The organism is Acinetobacter sp. WCHA29, from assembly GCF_002165335.1.
Classification (GTDB): domain Bacteria; phylum Pseudomonadota; class Gammaproteobacteria; order Pseudomonadales; family Moraxellaceae; genus Acinetobacter.
The window spans coordinates 1-20,180 of the sequence record NZ_NHRQ01000012.1 but is presented as its reverse complement, the minus strand read 5'-3'; the positions used below and the strand labels follow the sequence as shown (position 1 = coordinate 20,180).

Genomic DNA, 20,180 nt, shown 5'->3' with positions numbered 1-20,180 from the left:
TCCAACTAATGTTATAATAATTGCGCATAATGTATATTATGTTAAATGTAATATCTAAGACTGTGGCCTACACAACACTGTTTGTTGTCATAGCTTAGTAATGTGATGATCTAAGATTATACATCACGTTACTGAGCCATTGATCTCATTCTGATGGTTTAATAATCTTTCTCACAATGTGCTCATGAGTTGGTATGAGTCCTGCTTTCAATCCAAGTGGTTTAAAGACCTTATCTAAAACAGATTGAGTAAGTTTTCCTTTGTCTTGCTCAATATCAGTTAATGTCCTGCGACTTATGCCAACTAAATTTGCATATTGTTCCTGAGACATACTCAGAATGTTTTTTCGTAAATACGCCAATAATTGTCCTAATGTTATTTCATTCAATAAGTACTGCATATATAGATCAATAAGAACTTGCTGACGATCTTGAGTCTGATTTTTTATATTCATAATAGTTCCCATCTTTCTAATTTAGCTTCAACATAGTCGAATGAAAGCGCTGGCATCTCCACAATTTGTTTTGGTACACCTTTATCTATTAATCTTTGTTTTAGCCCAACAAGATTACTTGCCAAAGATTTTAATGTCGTTAGAGACAAATTCGGATCGCATAAATGTGCTAGCTTTTGAGTAATTTGCTCCCATCGATATTCTCCTCCTTCCTCATAAGGACTTCCCCAAGTTGTTGACCGTGTAACAACCTCTGGGTCAGCTTTCATTGGAGCGAAATCATAAATTGGAGCAAGCGAAATTTTGCCAGATTTTTTTAGAAATGAAGTATTTCGTCCATGATTATCAGAATTACCAAAAATAATATTCAATAAGTCTCTTTGTAACCATTCACAAATGAATTGTGTCGAATCAAATTCGGAATCAATAGATATAAGTAACTTACATAGATTTTCAATAACTTCAAAGTGATTGAGATGACTACCTGAAGCTTTATTTAATACAGAATAAATAGATTCAAGCCCATGACGATGCCATTGTTGATTGTGCCATTCGACATCAAATCTTGGCAGCCACAATGATGGATATTTTTCACCTTCGATCAGTTTCATTTCTGTTGTTTCAATGGTATTGAAACCCAACTCTTTAAGCTCTTGATAGTAATAGTATTCTGCTCTGAGAATATTACAGTCTATCTCAGCACGATTATTCCGAGGAAATTTAACTAGATAGTGTTGATCAGGTTGATCAAAGTTTTGTTGATAAGTATCAATCCAAATATTTTGATCTTTTGTAGCACGAATTAGTAATTTTGGAGCTTCACCACCCGCTCCTGTTGCACCACCACTAATTGCACCCATTTGCTGTGCATATTCAAGAAAATCTACATTTCGGTCAGCAACATCACTTTGACTAAAATAACGTAAATGCAGAGTTGATTCAGGATTGATTGGTGGAAGAGCTTCTTTTATTCTCAAATTGCCTACGGGTGCGATGCCACCTTTTTCTAATAAAATACTATCTTGCTCAGCATGCGTTAGTCTTTGTAGACCTAGAAAATTCACCCAATAACGGCGTGCAGCACCTGATGGAACAATATCATCTAAAAAACCAAACCATGAACTAGATTCATGTTTTATTAGTATTTGTATAGGTAGCGACAAACTACAGGCATGCTCATCTCGCTTGTCCAAATTGTGGATTGCGTATTCTAAATCGTAAGCTAATTCACTGGCACTTGCTGAGCCTAGTTTAGGTTCTAATAATGTTAGTTCAGCAATATCAAACCAACTTTGATCAAGTAACGCCTGTATTGTTAATTTTTTCATTGATGTAAATGAGCAATTATTTTCTCAAAAATACTCTCTTTTTTTATATTTGTGAATATATTTGCGCATAATTATTTTTTATGTAAGTTTTTGAGCATAAATTTGCTCATAACGATCTGTGGAAAATAACTTATTCAGTGTCTATTTAAAACCCTTTATTTCATTGTTATAAGGTATGAAAAATTAAATGTTTGAAAAATACTATTCCATCTATCGTTGTTAACGTGATCGAACTGTGTATCATTAAACATATTTTCTTTTTGATAAACTTCTTTGTATGAAGAATGCATTTTCTAACCACAAACAAATTAGCGTGGTTTCTAGTTTCTCCGAACTTGTCGGTTCTAATTTTCAAGGAGATAGAAATGCGATTTGTTGGTATAGAAACCTGAATGGAGATTTTCAAGAAATCGTAAAACAGCTTGAACTAAAGGAAAATATCACTGAGGTTTCTGTTGATGATTTATTGGCTTTGCAACTTTCCGAACAAGGTCATTTAGCAAGAGAAATCATCTTAAAAGATATGCAGCTATTAAGTGATTTCGGAGCTTCACCTACCCTTAACTTAATTCAAAATTACGAACGTGATGATGAGTTAAATTTTATTTCAACTGATGTGTATTCATTTCATGTTGATCGTTCCCCTATCCCAACTGATACTTTTTTATGTACTTATTACGGCGCAGCAAGTGAAATTTTGCCAAGCGATCAAGTTAAGCAAAAAGTTTTGATTCCCGAAATCAGAGAGAAACTGAAAGAATTACATCATGGCTCAGAAGCTGAATTTGAAAGTTTTCTACAAGATTATTTCTTCGATTTACATTACCAGCCGCTTCCTGATGCAAGACCTTTAAACTTAGGTTTAGGACATCTTTGGCGTCTAGCAGTTGATCACCCAATGCAGCACGTTTTACCTTGTGTTCATAGGGCACCTATTGAAAATGAAGGCGAATATAGACTACTCTTAATTTGTTAATTATTTATATTTCAAATGGTTAAAAAATAAATCTATTAAACTCTAGTACATAAAAGCCCATAAATGATGGGCTTTTAATAGCCAGAAAGAGATTCACTTAATTCTAAAATATCCCTTTAAACAGGAAAAAACATCCGACAAACAACAGTAGTACAGCAAAGCATTTTTTTAACATTTGAGGTGATAAAGCATGTGCCACTTTGGCACCTAGCTTTGCAGTGAAAAAGCTCATCGCACTGATACCCAGAAATGCATAAATATGAACAAAACCAATGCTATTCGGAACATTTATTTGTTCTTTCATACCAAATAACATAAACCCTAGCGCACCTGCGATTGCGATAGGTAAGCCACATGCAGCAGATGTTCCAACTGCTTTTTGCATGACTACACCGTGATGATTTAAATAAGGTACGGTTAGACTACCTCCACCAATACCAAAAATTGCTGATGCTATGCCTATTCCTGTACCTGCGAACACCTGTTTAGTCGTTGATGGAAGGACTTTATTCTGATCTATTACTTTTTTGGCTCCAATAAACATTTGGTATGCAACCCAAATCACAAAAACACCAATAATTAGTTGCAAGTGTTCCCTTGATAATAGTCCTGCAATACCCGCACCAAAAAATGACCCAATGACTAAACCAGGAGTCAGATTTTTAAATACAGGCCAAATTACTGCATCATTTTTATTATGCGCCATTAATGAGCTGATAGACGTCACAATAATCGTGGCTAATGAAGTACCCAAAGCAAGATGCATCACAACTTCAGGATCATAGCCCATTTGTGTAAAGACAACATATAAAAGCGGTACAATGATCAGCCCACCACCTACACCAAAAAGTCCAGCAGCGAATCCCGCTAATGCACCTATAGCTAAAAAAATGATTAATTCCACGACATACTTACTTGATTGAAGGTTAATATTAGATGAATAGCGAATGTTGGTTTAAGCAACTTCAGTCTCACCTACTTGGTGATAAGCACGATTAAAATACACCAGACTATGTTCATGCTGACTTTTTTGAATAGCAACTGTACGGCAAATAAAAATAGTATGTGTTCCTACTTCCTGAATTTGTTCAATCTGACAATCAAAACTGACAAGAGCATCCTCTAAAACAGGCGCACCTGTTTTTAATTTAGTCCAAGTTCCATGTTTAAACCGCTCTTCAGACGTCAACTTAGAAGAAAACACATTAGAAATATGCTGATGTTGCGCGCCTAGAACATTCACAGTTAAAGTTTCATTTTCAATAAAATGTGCATGTGACCTAGATGCTGTATTCATACACACCAATAATGTCGGAGGTGTATCCGTAACGCTACATACAGCAGATGCGGTAAATCCATGACGACCAGATGCTCCCGCTGTAGTCACCACATTCACTGCACTTGTCAGTAAAGACATCGCATTTCTAAAGTCATTTGCTTCAATCATCATCTGATTCCTAAATTGAACTGTAGCTTTTCTTTAGATTAAGACCTAACACACACTTGCGTCACATTTGCACATCTAAATCATTTCAAACCGAATGGGCTGCTAACTAAATTAATAAGTAGCCCATTCGATATTTCCTAATTGCTAAATACTAAACGGCGAGCTCTTTTCGGATAATTTCTGCACCTGCACTTAAGGCATTCAGCTTGCCGCGTGCTACTTCACGAGATAAAGGCGCCATTCCACAGTTAGTAGATGGATAAAGTTTATCGGCATCGACAAACTGAAGCGCTTTGCGTAGCGTATCTGCAACCTCATCCGCTGTTTCAATATTATTGGTTGCAACATCAATCGCACCAACCATGACTTTTTTACCACGGATCAGTTCGATAAGATCCATTGGCACACGAGAGTTTTGGCATTCTAATGAGATGATATCGAGCTTAGATTTTTGTAGCTTAGGAAAAGCTTCTTCGTATTGACGCCACTCTGAACCCAAAGTCTTTTTCCAATCTGTATTGGCTTTGATGCCATAGCCATAGCAGATATGAACCGCAGTCTCACATTTAAGACCTTCAAGCGCTCTTTCTAAGGTTGCAACACCCCAATCATTCACTTCATCAAAGAACACATTAAATGCAGGTTCATCAAATTGGATAATGTCGACACCTGCAGCTTCTAATTCAAGTGCTTCTTGGTTCAAAATTTTGGCAAATTCCCAAGCCAGTTTTTCACGGCTTTTATAGTGACCATCATACAATGTATCAATCATAGTCATTGGGCCAGGCAACGCCCACTTGATTGGTTGTGTTGTTTGGCTACGTAAAAACTTGGCATCTTCCACGAAAACTGGCTTTTGGCGAGAGACTGCACCGACTACAGATGGAACACTTGCATCATAACGATTACGGATACGAACTGTTTCACGCTTCTCAAAATCTACACCATCAAGATGCTCGATAAATGTGGTGACAAAATGTTGGCGAGTTTGCTCACCATCGCTCACAATATCAATTCCCGCATGGATCTGTTCTTGTAGAGATAAACGCAGAGCATCTTGCTTCGCTTCGATTAATGCCTCACCCTCTAATTTCCAAGGTGACCAAAGTTTTTCAGGTTCTGCAAGCCATGAAGGTTTTGGTAAGCTGCCAGCCGTTGATGTTGGTAATAAAATTGCCATTTTAAATCTTCTATCTCTATTTCAGGTAAATTAAGCAGCGTTACTTTGTACGGTGTAGTTAGCAGCCCATTGTTCAAGGATGTTTTGATAAGGTTTGATAAAGTTTTCTTCCGTCCATTTACCTTGTTTTACTGCCAATTGACCACGCTCTACACGGTCGTAAACGATTCGTGTTAATGAGTAATCTGGGTACTCTAAACTTGCTTGATACACTTGTGCTGCTGAAGAATTTGCATTGTAAATTTCAGGACGGTAGATCTTTTGGAAAGTTTCCATCGTACTAATTGCGCTAATCAGTTCAAAATCGGTGTAATCACGTAATAAATCACCTGCAAAATAGAATGCTAAAGGCGCAACACTTCCTTTCGGCATGAAGAAGCGAACCTGTAAGCCCATTTTATGGAAATATTCATCTGTACGTGAATATTGATCTTGCTTATATTCAACACCTAAAACTGAATGCTCATTAACAGTACGCTGATAAGTCCTCGCTGTTGAAACGCTTAAACAAATGACAGGTTGTTGATTAAATTCAGCCTTAAACGTATCTGAATTTACTAAATATTGATAAAGCTTACCGTGTAAATCACCGAAACCTTCGGGTGCATACGAAGTTGAGTTCTCTTTATTATGTTCTTTCAGTACCACACTAAAATCATAATCACGTACATAAGACGAGAAACTATTGCCAATCATACCTTCAATACGTTGATTGGTATGGTGATCGGTAATGGTGCTTTTCAGCATTTCAATGATTGGAAAAGTTTTACCATTACCTTCAATATCTAAATCTGCAGAAATAATATCGATTTCAAGTGAATAACGGTCACCATTCGGATTATCAGTTTGTGCTAAAGCATTGAAACGATTATTAATCATTCGAAGTGTATTACGAAGATTCTGCTCTCGACTTTCACCGCGTGCTAAGTTGGCAAAATTAGTCGTTAGACGTGTGCTATCCGCTGGTTGATAGTTTTCATCAAAACGAATGCGTTTAATTGAACATGCAAACTCTTTACTCATGATGATTGGTATCCTAATTTTTGCGATAAACCGTAAACTTCTTTATATTGTAATTTATACTCGGATCATCACATGAATAAAAATGATTTAATCTAACAAAAAGATGAATAAAATTCATTGTTGTGTGTTTTTATGGGTTTCAGTGCTCTAACCTGAACGAGCTTCATCATGAGCTGAAAAACGATCAGGATATTGATTGAATTATTGCTATAAGGACGTGTTTGTAATTTGGAATTATTCTTTAGATGATGACATACAATGTTTTGTTTCTATTTTTTGTTTACAACGATATAAAAACTTGAATTTTATTAATCCAATAGCAGAATCTCGTAAAAAAGACGATCTAATTTTAAGTCAGATCGTCTTTATTCATATCAGTGAATTGGATTTAAAAATTCACCGTCCAAGAAAATTGTGCAGTGCGTGGAGCGCCTAGAAACAAATAATCATCCCCAAAGAAGCTTCCCGCATCTCTCCAATATTTTTTATTAAATAGATTATCAACATTGAATCTTAACGTGTTTTCATAGCCATTAGCTTTAAAGTTATAAGCTGCACCAGTATTAAAAACTGTGTAGCTTGGAACTTTTACGCTGCCTATTTTATTGGCATATTTACTGCTACTGTATTGTATGCCAGCGAGTAAACGTAATCCTTCAACTTGGGGAACTTGGTATGAGATATAACTCGCCAAACGTACAGTTGGTACATTTTGAGTTTGATGACCATCATATTCAGATGATTGTATGTCTTTTAAGCGTGAACGGGTCAGTGCCAAAATCGATGTCATATCTAGGTTTTGACCAATACGCCCTTGTAGACCAAGTTCTAAGCCGAGGTTATGTTGTTCACCATCTTTTACGAAATCATTTGAAGTATTGGTATGTTGATTATCTTGTTTTAAATCAAATAATGCAGCTGAAAAAAGTAAATCTTGCCACTGCTGCTTAAATCCCAATTCATATTGCGCTGAATGTTTAGGTGCTAATGTCACAGAAGGATTGTTTGCAAACCACGGTGCTTGTCCGCCGTCACTTAATCCTTTGGCATAAGAAGCATAGATATGAGTCTTTTCCCAAGGCTGATACATCACAGCAAATTGAGGTAAAAAGCGATTAAAGTTAGTGTCACGAATATTATTACCAGATGCATTATAAGCATCTTCATTTAAATGCAGTAGTTTTCCGCCTGCTAGAATTGACCATGCTGTATTAAATTCAACTTGATCAAGTAAATTTAATGCTGTTTGCTGACTGTTTAAAGATTTGTAGTGATTGCCCAAAACCGCGCCTGATGGAGCAAAGTCCACAGTATCAGTGTAAATATTCCCTGTACCGACAGCTTGGTTAATCGCATCGTATTGCGCATGTCGTTTATAAGTTTGTGATAATTCTAAACTCAACTTATGTTGCCATGATCCTGTACTAAATTGACCATTTAAGCCTGCTTTAAATTGATTGGTCAGGTAACTGTCATCAGGACTGCGGAAGTCATAAATATCATAGTTACCATTTTGACCAAAGGTATAGGCAAACGCTGAATAATCATCCACTACAACACGACTTTGAGAAGCACTTAGATTTGCTGACCAATCTTTATTGATTTGGTAATTATATTTTAAGCCTGTGTTTAAACTTTGGTTAATGACAGGTTGGCTCCAACTTTGATAGCCAAGTAAACGATCCCACTCTACGCCAGTAGGTACGGTTTTACCATCAAGTAACTGATAACCAGGTACTGAACGCTGACGTTGACGCTGTGATTCGATATCAAGTTCTAATTTTGAACGATCTGATATATTCCAGTCTAATGCTAAAGAACCAAATAAGCGTTTACCATTGGCATGTTCTACATACGGATGGATTTCCTCATGCGCCAAATTTATTCGATAACCCAATTGCTGCTCATCTAAAAATCCACCAAAGTCCGCTGCGATACGATTACCGCCATGACTATCTGCATCAACGGTTATTGAACGGATTTCTTTAGGACGTTTGCTTACATAATTAACCACACCCGCAGGTGTTGACATTCCACTTTGAATGGCACTGATACCCTTTAAAATCTCGACTTGTTCTTTGTTTTCAAGTGCGACATTTTGTTCACCGCGAAGTAAGTTACCATTGAGCAAGTAGCTTGAACCAAGGTTCAGTGCGAAACCACGCATCATAAAGTTTGAGTAATAGCCAATTGGGGCGTAACCATCACCTACCGCAGCATCATTTTTCACAACATCCGTTAATGTTTTCGCATGTTGATCAGCAATTCGCTCAGCCGTAACTGCATGAATAGATGCAGGAATCTCAGCAATATTTTGTTGAGTAAAACCAGATAAATTCACCTTTGGTTGAAAATATACGCTTTCTGCTGCTTGGGCGTTTACTGTGATTGTTTCTAATTGGGATACCTTATTTTCATCTTCAGCATGTACCAATACTGAGCTTAGCCCTATGCATGAAAATGAACCAACTGCCAGTAACGCTTTGTGTAAACGAGAAAATGTAAATGGATATGTTTTCACAGTAATTGCCTAACCCCGAAAGATAATCTTATAGTCTAAATTTTCGGGCATGAGTATTCACAATTTTCTATGATTGAACAAGTACGTTTTCCACCATCTATCTAATATTTTTAAATGTTCTGTATACCGTAGGTAGAGACAGAGCATATGATCAAAATGTTTTTAAGTTGCATAAATGTTTGATCATTTTTTCTTTTCAAAACGGATTGATCAGCAACGAAAAGTCCTAATGATAAAGTCCTAATGATTTTGGCTCAATCGGAGACTTTCCTCCCAGTGGACTAACGATATAAAAGTGCATGATCAACATGCACTTTTTAAAGGTTCAACGTTTAGCTTGTATTTATACAGCTACTCCAACAGCCTTTGCACGCGCTTGATGCAATTTCTTATAGCTATCAATCAAACGTAAATGGCGATCAAGCCCTTCAAGTTTCATACTTGTTGGTGTGAGACCATAGAAACGAACATTCCCTTCAACAGATCCGATGACTGCATCCATACGTTCGTTACCAAACATACGACGGAAATTCGTTTCATAGTCTTCTAATTCCATCTCATCATCGAGCAATACTTCAAGTACTACGTTCATGCATTGATAGAATAGTCCACGTTCAACGGTATTGGTATTGTATTGTAAGAAGGTTTCAACCAGTTCTTTGGCTTCTTCAAACTGTTCTAATGCAATATAGATCAATAGTTTGAGCTCAAGAATAGTCAACTGCCCCCATACGGTATTGTCATCAAACTCAATGCCAATCAAGGTCGCGATTTCAGTATAGTCATCTAATTCACATTCTTTTAAACGTTCGACCAAAGCTTCAAGTTGAGTCTGATCCAAACGATGCAGATTTAAAATGTCTTCACGGAATGCCAACGCTTTATTGGTGTTATCCCAAATTAAATCTTCGACCAAATAAATTTCAGAATAATCTGGAACTAAGATACGACATGCTGTTGCACCTAAATGCTCATAGACAGCCATATATACTTCTTTGCCCATTTTTTCCAAAATGCCAAACAATTCAGCAGCTTCTTCTTCATTTGAGTTTTCACCATGATTGGTGAAATCCCACTCGACAAAGTCATAGTCTGATTTTGCACTAAAGAAACGCCATGAAACTAAGCCACTTGAGTCAATAAAGTGTTCAACAAAATTATTTGGTTCGGTGACTGCTTCACTTTGGAAGGTTGGTTGAGGAAGATCATTTAAACCTTCAAAACTACGTCCTTGTAAGAGTTCGGTTAGGCTACGTTCCAACGCAATTTCAAAGCTTGGATGTGCGCCAAATGAGGCAAATACACCTCCTGTGCGTGGGTTCATCAGTGTCACACACATCACTGGGAAATCACCGCCCAAAGAAGCATCTTTCACTAAAACAGGAAAACCTTGTTCTTCTAAACCTTGGATGCCCGCCACAATACTTGGGTATTTTGCTAATACTTCTTGAGGTACATCGGGTAAAGCAATTTCACCTTCTAAAATTTCACGTTTAACAGCACGTTCAAAAATCTCAGATAAACATTGAACTTGTGCTTCAGCCAAAGTATTACCTGCACTCATTCCATTACTTAGGTACAAGTTTTCAATCAGATTCGATGGGAAATACACAACCTCCTGATCTGACTGACGCACAAATGGTAACGAACAGATACCACGCTCTGTATTGCCTGAGTTGGTATCATATAAATGCGTACCGAGTAATTCATTATCTGGGTTGTAAATTTCAAGGCAATATTCATCCAAAATTTCTTTTGGTAATTTACCTTTCGGACCCGGTTTGAACCACTTTTCGTCTGGATAATGTACAAATTCTGCATTGGCAAGTTCTTCACCCCAGAACTGATCATTATAGAAAAAGTTACAGTTCAAACGTTCAATGAACTCACCTAAAGCTGATGCTAAAGCACTTTCTTTGGTAGAGCCTTTACCATTAGTAAAGCACATTGGTGATTGTGCATCACGGATATGTAAAGACCAGACATTTGGAACAATATTACGCCAAGATGCAATTTCGATCTTCATCCCTAGATTCGCCAAAATACTAGACATGTTGGCAATGGTTTCTTCTAGTGGTAAATCTTTCCCTGCGATATAAGTGCTGCTTTCTGAAGTCAGACTTGGCATCAACAGAGCTTGCGCATCCGCATCAATACTTTCGACTTCTTCAATGATAAATTCAGGACCCGTTTGAATTACTTTTTTAACGGTACAACGATCAATTGAACGTAAGATGCCTTGACGGTCTTTTTCAGAAATATCAGCGGGTAATTCAACTTGAATTTTGAAAATTTGTTTATAACGGTTTTCTGGATCAACAATATTGTTTTGTGACAAACGAATATTATCGGTCGGAATATCACGAGCTGCACAATATACTTTAACGAAGTAAGCTGCACATAATGCTGATGATGCTAAAAAGTAGTCAAATGGACCCGGTGCAGAACCATCACCTTTGTAACGAATGGGTTGGTCAGCGATAACTGTAAAATCATCGAACTTGGCTTCTTGTCGAAGATTGTCGAGATAATTAACCTTGATTTCCATGCTGGCACCTAAATATTCTTATGTGTCAGCACTGACACATAAAATTTCAAATATTGATCAATAACCCGAATCGCGGATAAGAAATTGATTTAAAAAGAGTAGCTAGAGTCATTCATTCATCTGAACAAAGAACGGACTGTAGTCATAATGGGCGCTATTATAGAAGTATTTTATGTAATTGATAACTTTTGTCTGTTTTTCTAGCCTATTTATGAACAATTAAATCCGCCTTACTTCCAAGTGAATAGCCACCAAAATTCTAGACACACATAACCATCTTTTGATGGGCCTTTTCATAATCTAATGAAGAACGCTGACCATTGGAACCATGTCTGCGTTTTGAGTTATAGAACATCTCGCAGCTGACCTGTTAAATGTTTAATTCATCAAATCGCCGACAACAGTCCCTACCAAAGTATTCAAAAATATATTTATAAAAATCTAACGACTCTTATGGAAGGTTATTATTTAAAACCTAATAAAACTGACTCGAATCCAACATCTGTAAAGTAATTTTTTTCACTTCATCACGACTTTGCATAATATGTGCTTCAATCGCCTGAATGGCTTCATCTACTTTACGATTAAAAATGTAACCCAATATTTTCTGATGCTCCTGATAAGTCGCTTCAACACGATAATCTTTAGAAAAGTCTAAACGCCGGATAATACGGATTCGCTCGCTCAAGTCACGATGAATCCTTGCCATTTCATTATTGCCAGAGGCGCGAACCAAAGCGCAATGGAAATCTTCATCTTGTTGTGAAAGTTGTTTAATTTCTTTTAGATATTGATGAGGTTCAACCAGCCATAAATCTTTTAAAACAGATAATTCAACTGAGTTTTGATGATCAATCTGGCAAAGTTTACGAATGGAATCTTTTTCTAATACGATCCTCACATCATAAAGTTCTTCATAATAACGAAAATTGAGCGGTCGGATTTGCCAACCGCTACGAAAACTCACATCAACATAACCCTCTTGTTGCAAACGATATAGCGCTTGTCGGATTGGGGTGCGACTTACATCATAAGCTTTTGCAACTTCAGATTCAGTGAAACGTTCACCCGGCATCAGTTTGAAATCAAAGATATCATTCTTAATGCGTTGGTAAACCAGCTCAGACAAATTGTCTGAGCTTTTTGTTGTTTTTATTTTGGTTTCTTTCATGCAACCTTGCCTTATTCCATATAAACCAGTGGTTCACCACTATGTACGGTTTGCCCTGCTCTACAAATAATGGCTTTTACAATGCCATCTTCTTCTGCATAAACAGGAAGTTCCATTTTCATTGCTTCAATAATAGCAACAGTTTCACCTTTTTTAACCTCTTGACCATGTTCAACAAAAATTTTCCAGATATTACCAGTCATCGATGCATTTAATGATGCTAAATGACTGTAATCAACATGGTTATTTTCTTGAATCTGTTCTTCAGGTTGAGCTGCAAACTCCTCTTTCCAGCGATCCACTTCAGTTGTGAATGCTTGTTGTTGCTTAGCTTTAAACTCGGCAATACTTTCAGCTTCATCATCTAAGAAGTGTACATAATCTGCATAATCGAACTCTGTTTCTTCAATCTTGATCTCAGCACGACCATTTTCAAAGTCAGCACGCCATTGATTCAATTCTTCTTCAGTCACTTCAAAATATTTGATTTGATCAAAGAATTGTAAGAACCATTGTTTATCACCAAATTGTTTGTTTTTCTTAAACTTATTCCAGATTGGTAGTGTACGCCCAATTAATTGATAGCCGCCCGGTGAATCCATGCCGTAGATACACATGTACATACCACCAATACCAACTGTTCCCTCTGCGGTAAAGGTACGCGCTGGATTATATTTAGAACTGAGTAAACGATGGCGTGGGTCAACTGGCACAGCACAAGGTGCAGTTAAATACACATCACCCAAGCCAAGAATTAAATAGTTCGCATCAAAAATAATATCTTTAACTTCATTTCGATCTGCCAAGCCATTAATGCGTTGGATAAAATCAACGTTATTTGGCAACCACGGTGCTTTAGAGCAAACACTTTCTTGATAGCGTTCTACAGCTCCTAAAGTCGCACTGTCTTCAAATGCCATTGGCAAATGTACGATACGAGATGGGATTTTTAATTGGCTCAAATCACCCATCTCTTTTTCGAGTTGAAGTAATTGAGCAATCAATTGTGATTGTGGAATTACTAAGCCATCGTATTTAATCTGTAGTGAACGAACACCCGGTGACAGTTCCAATACGCCTGCAATTTTTGCATCACGGATCATTTGAATCAGTTGATGCACTCGTAAACGTAAAGCCAAATCTAAAACATTTTCGCCATATTCTAAGAGAATATAACTATCACCTGCTTGGCGATACACTGTTTTTGGCGACAATTCAGTTGGTTCACGTTGTGCCAAAATCGTACTGACAACCTCTTGAATTGGCTCAATCGTTTCTACAACCTTGCTTGCTTCCGCAAAGTTTTGGATATTTTCAATTTGCTGACGTTCAAGTTCATTGGCTTGTTCAACACTAATCGGATAGAAACGAATTTTATCATCGGCTTTAAGTTGTCCCACTTTCCAAAGTTCTGCTTTGGCAATCGTCACAGGACAAACGAAACCACCTAAACTTGGACCATCTTTCGCCAGAATCACAGGGAAATCGCCTGTAAAGTTAATTGCTCCGATCGCATATTCACAGTCATGGACATTTGATGGATGTAAACCTGCTTCACCACCATTTTCTCGTGCCCAGCTTGGCGTTGGTCCTGATAAACGAACGCCTAAACGATTTGAGTTAAAGTGAACTGTCCACTCTGCTGCAAAAAACTTTTCTACATATTCAGGTTTAAAGAAATCTGGTGCGCCGTGCGGGCCATATAACACCGCAATTTCCCATTCATTACTATATTCAGGAATCAATTCAGCCGATAACGCTTGAGGTTCATCATGTGCAAGTGGCAATTCTGCACTAGGAAATGCTGGATCAACCATTTTAATCATGTCACCGACACGTAAGGTACGACCTGCATGACCACCAAAATTACCAAGCGCAAAGGTAGAGCGACTACCTAAATATACAGGGACATCCAAACCATTTCGAACCGCCAAATATGTACGGCAACCTGATTCTACTTGACCGATTTTTAGAATTTGTCCTGCTTTAACTTCTACAGGCTTCCAAAAATCAATTTCCTGATCATCTAACAACGCAGTACAGCTTGCTCCCGCCAAAGCAATAATCGTATTTGTGTGAAACTTTAATGTTGGTCCAACTAAGGTAAACTCGAAACCTGCGGCTTTAGCATCATTCCCAACAATACGATTGGCAAGCTGAAATGCATAATCATCCATTGGACCAGATGGCGGTACACCAATATCCCAGTAGCCTGTACGACCTGGATAATCTTGAATTGAACTCAAAGTCCCTGCTTGAACCACTTCAATCACGTTTGGCGTGTAATTGAAATCATCCAACATTCTTGTCCAAATTTGCATAGATTCAAAACGCTGATCTGAAACGATGGCACGTGCGTAATCTAAGTTTGTGCTGATGCCATTCAATCGAGTTTCAGCCAATACATGCTTTAATTTTTCAATAGCACTAGCACGATCGTCAGCATGTACAATAATTTTGGCAATCATCGGGTCGAAGTATTGAGAAATCTCTGTGCCTGTTTTGACCCAAGTATCAACACGTGTATCCTCAGGAAAGGCAACTTCTGTCAGTACACCAGGACTAGGCTGAAAATTTTTCACAGGGTCTTCGGCATAAACACGAACCTCAATCGCTGCACCTTTAGGCTGAATATTGTTGAGATATGTCCAATCAAGTTCATCGCCTGCAGCAACTTTGAGCATGCATTCAATCAAGTCTAGACCCGTAACCATCTCAGTGACTGGATGCTCAACCTGTAAGCGTGTATTCACTTCTAGAAAATAAAACTCATCTCGATTGGCATCGTAAATAAACTCTACTGTTCCTGCACTACGATAATTAACGGATTTACCCAGTTCTACCGCTGCTTGATGCAGTTTTTTACGTGTCGCCTCAGGTAAGTTTGCCGCTGGAGTTTCCTCGACCACTTTTTGATTACGACGTTGCAAAGAGCAATCACGCTCACCAAATGCAACGACTTGCCCTTTTCCATCCCCAAAGATTTGTACTTCAACATGACGAGCTTTATCAATAAAGCATTCAATAAATACGCCTGCATCCTTAAAAAACTGCTCGCCCAAACGTTTTACACTTTCATAAGCATCGGTTAACGCTTGTGGCGTATCACAACGAGTCAAACCAATACCACCACCGCCAGCAGTACTTTTCAACATAATTGGATAGCCAATACGATCTGCGGCAGTCAGTGCTTCATCTAAACTATCCAACAATCCAGTTCCTGGTGTCATTGGTACATTGGCAGCAGCAGCCAATTCACGAGCACGATGCTTTAGACCAAATTCTAGAATTTGCTCAGCCGTTGGTCCCATGAAAGCAATATTATTTTCTTCGCAAGCACGAGCAAAATCTGCACTTTCAGAAAGAAAGCCATAACCTGGAAAGATTGCCTCAGCGCCAGTTTTTTTAGCAGCCTGAATTAATTTTTCGATACTCAAATAAGTATCAGCTGGTTTTAAACCTTCTAATGCAATTGCAATATCAGCATCTTCAACATGTTGTGCATAACGATCACTATCCGAATACACAGCAACACTGGTTACACCTAATTTTTTAAGTGTGCGAATCGCTCGAACAGCAATTTCACCACGGTTTGCAATAAGTACAGTTTTAAACATGATGATTTCCCCCAATTAATTCGCTGTGTTTGCTGCTTGGCTGTTACGATGCTGGATATAGGCTCTCCATCCACCAAAATGACTAATATTCTCTGCATCATCTATGCCATAAGGCTCACAGATAAAACCTTTCACCCAGCGCCCATCTTCTAATTCGACATTGCCCATGCCTAAAGGTGTTGGAATCTCTGCCACAAATTCACCAAATCGAGCAGTAGGAACATCCCAAAGTTCTACAATAATGCTTTGTCCATCTTGCTGACGTGCTAAACCGGGTTTCGGCGGGACGGTACCGTTCAATGCATAAAGCGCATAATTTTTAGAGGTTTTGGTGGTTTCGATATGCACAGCATCACGTGTGGTAAGCTGAAAATTCAACGGCATACCTGTTAGATGAGCCCCGACAACTGCAACACGAATATGATGTTGCGAAATAGCTGTAGCAGAACTTAAAGGCAGACTTTTATCCAATGCGCCCAATTTGAGAGCAAGATAGTTTTGCCATGCCTTACCAAAATGCACCAATGCCGCATCATGCCAAGCTGGCGCAATTAGAGTGATTCCAAATGGTAAATGGTCAGCCCTAAATCCTGCTGGTAAAGCTAAAGCACTCAAATCTGCCAAGTTGGTAAAGTTAGTGTAGGTTCCTAAATGAGCGTTATATTCAATCGGATTTTGTTGAAGCTGCTCAATGGTATAAATTGTAGGTGCAGTTGGAACAATCAAGGCATCAAAGTCAGCCAATCTTTGTTGGATTTTTCGAGCTAGGTCTTGTTTTAAATATTCTGCATTGTAGGCATCCACCGCTGAATATTTTTCACCGTTTTTAATAATTTCTAATACCGTTGGATCAAATGCATCAGGATTATTTTTCAGTAAATCCTTAACTGCTGCGGTACGCTCTGCCACCCATGAACCTTGGTAAAGTTGCGCTGCCAATTGCTCAAAATCTGAAAAATCAATTTTAGTGATCTCAGCATTTAATGACTCAAGTAACTGGATTGTTTGCTGAAACGCTTTTTCAGCCTGTTCATCTCCAAAGAAATTTAGTATTTCTGGAATGGAAAATTTTAATTTGCTAGAGAAATGCGCTGGCACATTCTTTGGATGCTTACGTGAATAGCTGTCCAATGGATCATATGCTTCCAAAACATTTGCAACCAAATCTGCGTCTACAACGGTTAAGGCAAAGACCGAAATACAATCTAGACTTTTACATGCAGGCAATAAACCACGATTTGAAAACCGCCCTTTAGTTGGTTTGAGCCCAACAATATTGTTAAACGCTGCAGGTACACGTCCAGAACCTGCAGTATCTGTGGCTAATGCAAAAGGGACAAATCCACGGGCAACCACACTTGCTGAACCAGAACTTGAGCCACCACTGACATATTTAGAGTTAAATGTATTTGCAACAGCACCATATGGAGAGCGAGTTCCCACTAAACCCGTTGCAAACTGATCAAGATTAGTTTTACCAATGACAATCGCTCCCGCTTGTTTTAACAAACGTACTGTTTCAGCATCTTCTGCTGCAACAGTAGTTAAAGCTTTACAAGCTGCGGTAGTTACAAACCCTGCAACATCAATATTATCTTTCACTGCAAACGGAACGCCGTAGAGTGGAAATTGTTTTGCTAAACTTTCAGCTTCTTTGCTTAATTCATTGAGAACTTGAATTTGCTGTTCAATCTGTTCTAACGTCGCAATTGAAATCCATGCATTATCTTGAGGATCAATTAATGCAACTAAATCTTTTAAAGTATTGAGTTGGATCTCATTTTTCGAATAAGCTGTTTGCCACTCTGAAATTGTCCAACCTAAAGTTTTTATTTCATGCATTTTATGAATCCCATCTTGTATACAAGTTTGAATTTTAAAATGCAGAATCCATGCCAATTTATTTTAAACATATAAATCATATGTTTATATTATTTTATAGATATACTATTTTTTCTAATTTTCATCTTGGTGCTTAAAAGGCTTTGTTTTAATGCAAATGCTCCATGATTTAGCAAATAGCATTTTTGTTTATCAAAAGTTGCTCAAATTCATATTTAATAGGACTTACGCACTATCATTTATAGATTCTCTGTGGTAGCAGATGGTTTTTATCGAGAATAAAGTCATCAATGAAGTCTTTGATGATTGGTCTAAATAATTTCTTCTGCCAACGATATACATTTTCAAAGATCTGATCAAACTGGTTCTTTTGTATCTCGACGTAGGCCATCAAGGCTGAAAAAATATGATTCAAAATCAGTTTAGATCGTCTTACTTGAAACTTTTCAATATGACAAACCTGTTTAATCACTCAGTGATAAGTTGACAAAACAACTAATCATGCGAAAAAGTTTTTTTAGTTAACAGATGTTCACACATGCCTCGAATTGTTTCTGTACCACTTAGTTTAGAACAGCGAGAACGACTCATTTTTTTGGCCAAACATGCAAAACATTGGCGTGAAAGACAACGTGCCCAAACTATTCTCTGGCTTTCCGAAGGTAAAAGTGTTGCGGAAGTTGCCACTCTACAAGAACGTATCTCAGAAACCATAAGGCTACAACGCCGACGTTGGAAATTGTATAAGTTTGGATCGATTAAAGAAAGTCATCGCTCAGGTCGGCCCGATACATTGATCTCAGACTATCAGGCGAAAATCCTAGATTGGCGACATCGTTCATTCATTTCCCCTGCTTTTATAATTAAACCAAACCTATTTGTTGAAAGAACTGTTTGTAAACATCGGCTTTTTTTTCGAGCGCCAATGGATAGGCCCGTGATGATGAAGGCAAGCGATATAAGCTTAGCTCACGATTGTCATAATTCACCTGTACCGATTGACCGATCATGGGCTTGATAGGTTGATCTGGAAAATGCTGCATCAGCGTATCTGTGGCCTTGTCTCCCGTTGTCATAATGGTATGGCACATTGGTATTTGCTCAAGCAATGCTGACAAATCGGTTGGAGTCACAATTTCCAGAAACTTGTCTGAGGCATTGCCCTGCAAGCGTTTAATTTGATAGGCCGTATCAAATATCCCAATTCCAGCTTGAGACAAAAACTCACGGATTTGGCTTTCCTTAAAATTTTTATTAGGTAAATCTAAAAAGTGGTTTTTATCACTGAAAAAAATCAGACCAAATATTCTCCACATATCATTTTGATAGTTTGGATAGTAAAAGTTCATCTTCCACCGATTCTGAGGTGGTGGAAAACTCCCCAGCATCAGCAGTTTTGCATTGCCAGGCAAAAATGGAGTGAGTGGATGGGTTTCTATTTCTATCATCGTGCCGCTAAAAATACCTGTTCACTAATAATTTAAGCAGCTCAGGATGCAAATTACCACGATAAACATCACCTTTCTATTCTTAGTGTTGATTATCATATCTGTATCAAATTCGCCCCACTTCAAAATAAGAAATTAAATTCTTGTCAAATTGCTTGAGTTGTCACGATTTCCCCACGAACCACTTACCCACACTTTACCATTGTCTAAAAATTAAATCCTGTTTTTAAGTTATTGTTTAAGTAGGGATATTTTTATTAGAGAAAATTATGATAACTTTTTCTGGGATGAATTGTTACAGTAGAACGCTTTCTAAAAATTTTGACAAAAACATATCAAAGGAATAAACGGTTATGGATTCTGGATTGATCACACTGTTCTTGCCAATTGCTTTAGCAATTGTTATGGCTGGAATAAAGAAGTTTTGACTAGTTAATTTTCAAATTCAATTTGAAAAACAGCACATCTATTAATGCGCTCTTTTTATTTCTTTATTGCTAGGGTTTGTTGAGAATTAACAAAGGCAACTGATTAATTTATAATAGTACTATGGATAGATACATACTTACTGATGCCCAATGGGCAAAAATGGAACCTTTTTGCCTAGGTAAAGTGACCGATCGAG

The 20,180-nt window shown here is 37.8% G+C and carries 13 protein-coding genes and 2 pseudogenes; 2 read left to right on the top strand and 13 right to left on the bottom strand.

The features are described from left to right. Positions 1-145: 145 nt before the first annotated feature. Positions 146-454: a helix-turn-helix domain-containing protein gene (locus tag CDG59_RS09410; protein WP_087544990.1), complete on the bottom strand. Its 309-nt coding sequence runs from the start codon at positions 452-454 to the stop codon at positions 146-148. Further along, positions 451-1,782: a type II toxin-antitoxin system HipA family toxin gene (locus CDG59_RS09405; protein WP_087544988.1), complete on the bottom strand. Its 1,332-nt coding sequence runs from the start codon at positions 1,780-1,782 to the stop codon at positions 451-453. Before CDG59_RS09405 ends, CDG59_RS09410 begins: the two co-directional genes overlap by 4 nt. A 277-nt stretch (positions 1,783-2,059) precedes the next feature. Here CDG59_RS09405 and CDG59_RS09400 point away from each other — a divergent pair, with 277 nt between their 5' ends. Beyond that, the gene (locus CDG59_RS09400) at positions 2,060-2,758 is read left to right on the top strand and encodes a DUF1826 domain-containing protein (protein ID WP_087544987.1); all 699 of its coding nucleotides are present in this window, start codon (positions 2,060-2,062) and stop codon (positions 2,756-2,758) included. Between the two features lie 103 nt (positions 2,759-2,861). Here CDG59_RS09400 and CDG59_RS09395 read toward each other — a convergent pair whose 3' ends face one another. From CDG59_RS09395 to CDG59_RS09350, 10 genes and pseudogenes are all read right to left on the bottom strand, one after another. Then, positions 2,862-3,662 carry a sulfite exporter TauE/SafE family protein gene (locus tag CDG59_RS09395; protein ID WP_087544985.1) on the bottom strand — a complete coding sequence of 267 codons (801 nt, stop codon included), beginning with the start codon at positions 3,660-3,662 and terminating at the stop codon, positions 2,862-2,864. A 51-nt stretch (positions 3,663-3,713) separates the two neighbouring features. Beyond that, a complete protein-coding gene (locus CDG59_RS09390; RefSeq protein WP_005160147.1) occupies positions 3,714-4,205 on the bottom strand; it encodes a flavin reductase in 492 nt (163 codons plus the stop codon). Between the two features lie 151 nt (positions 4,206-4,356). Next, complete coding sequence (locus tag CDG59_RS09385) at positions 4,357-5,385, bottom strand: methionine synthase (protein ID WP_087544984.1); 1,029 nt, start codon at positions 5,383-5,385, stop codon at positions 4,357-4,359. A 30-nt stretch (positions 5,386-5,415) separates the two neighbouring features. Continuing rightward, a complete protein-coding gene (locus CDG59_RS09380) occupies positions 5,416-6,408 on the bottom strand; it encodes a DUF1852 domain-containing protein (protein ID WP_087544982.1) in 993 nt (330 codons plus the stop codon). A gap of 388 nt (positions 6,409-6,796) precedes the next feature. Next, the gene (locus CDG59_RS09375; RefSeq protein WP_087544981.1) at positions 6,797-8,929 is read right to left on the bottom strand and encodes a TonB-dependent siderophore receptor; all 2,133 of its coding nucleotides are present in this window, start codon (positions 8,927-8,929) and stop codon (positions 6,797-6,799) included. Between the two features lie 343 nt (positions 8,930-9,272). After that, entirely contained in the window at positions 9,273-11,477 is a 2,205-nt protein-coding gene (locus CDG59_RS09370) for an OsmC domain/YcaO domain-containing protein (RefSeq protein WP_087544979.1), read from the bottom strand. A gap of 475 nt (positions 11,478-11,952) precedes the next feature. Then, entirely contained in the window at positions 11,953-12,648 is a 696-nt protein-coding gene (locus CDG59_RS09365; protein WP_087544978.1) for a GntR family transcriptional regulator, read from the bottom strand. Between the two features lie 11 nt (positions 12,649-12,659). Then, a complete protein-coding gene (gene uca, locus CDG59_RS09360; protein WP_087544976.1) occupies positions 12,660-16,265 on the bottom strand; it encodes an urea carboxylase in 3,606 nt (1,201 codons plus the stop codon). Between the two features lie 15 nt (positions 16,266-16,280). Next, a complete protein-coding gene (atzF, locus tag CDG59_RS09355; RefSeq protein ID WP_087544975.1) occupies positions 16,281-18,107 on the bottom strand; it encodes an allophanate hydrolase in 1,827 nt (608 codons plus the stop codon). A gap of 235 nt (positions 18,108-18,342) precedes the next feature. Continuing rightward, positions 18,343-18,579: pseudogene (locus tag CDG59_RS09350) on the bottom strand (IS701 family transposase); the annotation flags it as partial. A 66-nt stretch (positions 18,580-18,645) separates the two neighbouring features. On the opposite strand from CDG59_RS09350, the pseudogene CDG59_RS09345 reads away from it, so the two are divergent. Continuing rightward, a pseudogene (locus CDG59_RS09345) lies at positions 18,646-18,948 on the top strand (helix-turn-helix domain-containing protein); the annotation flags it as partial. Between the two features lie 22 nt (positions 18,949-18,970). Here CDG59_RS09345 and CDG59_RS09340 read toward each other — a convergent pair. Further along, positions 18,971-19,555 (bottom strand): uracil-DNA glycosylase family protein, encoded by a 585-nt coding sequence (locus CDG59_RS09340; protein WP_087544973.1) that lies wholly within the window; start codon positions 19,553-19,555, stop codon positions 18,971-18,973. Positions 19,556-20,180: the final 625 nt, after the last annotated feature.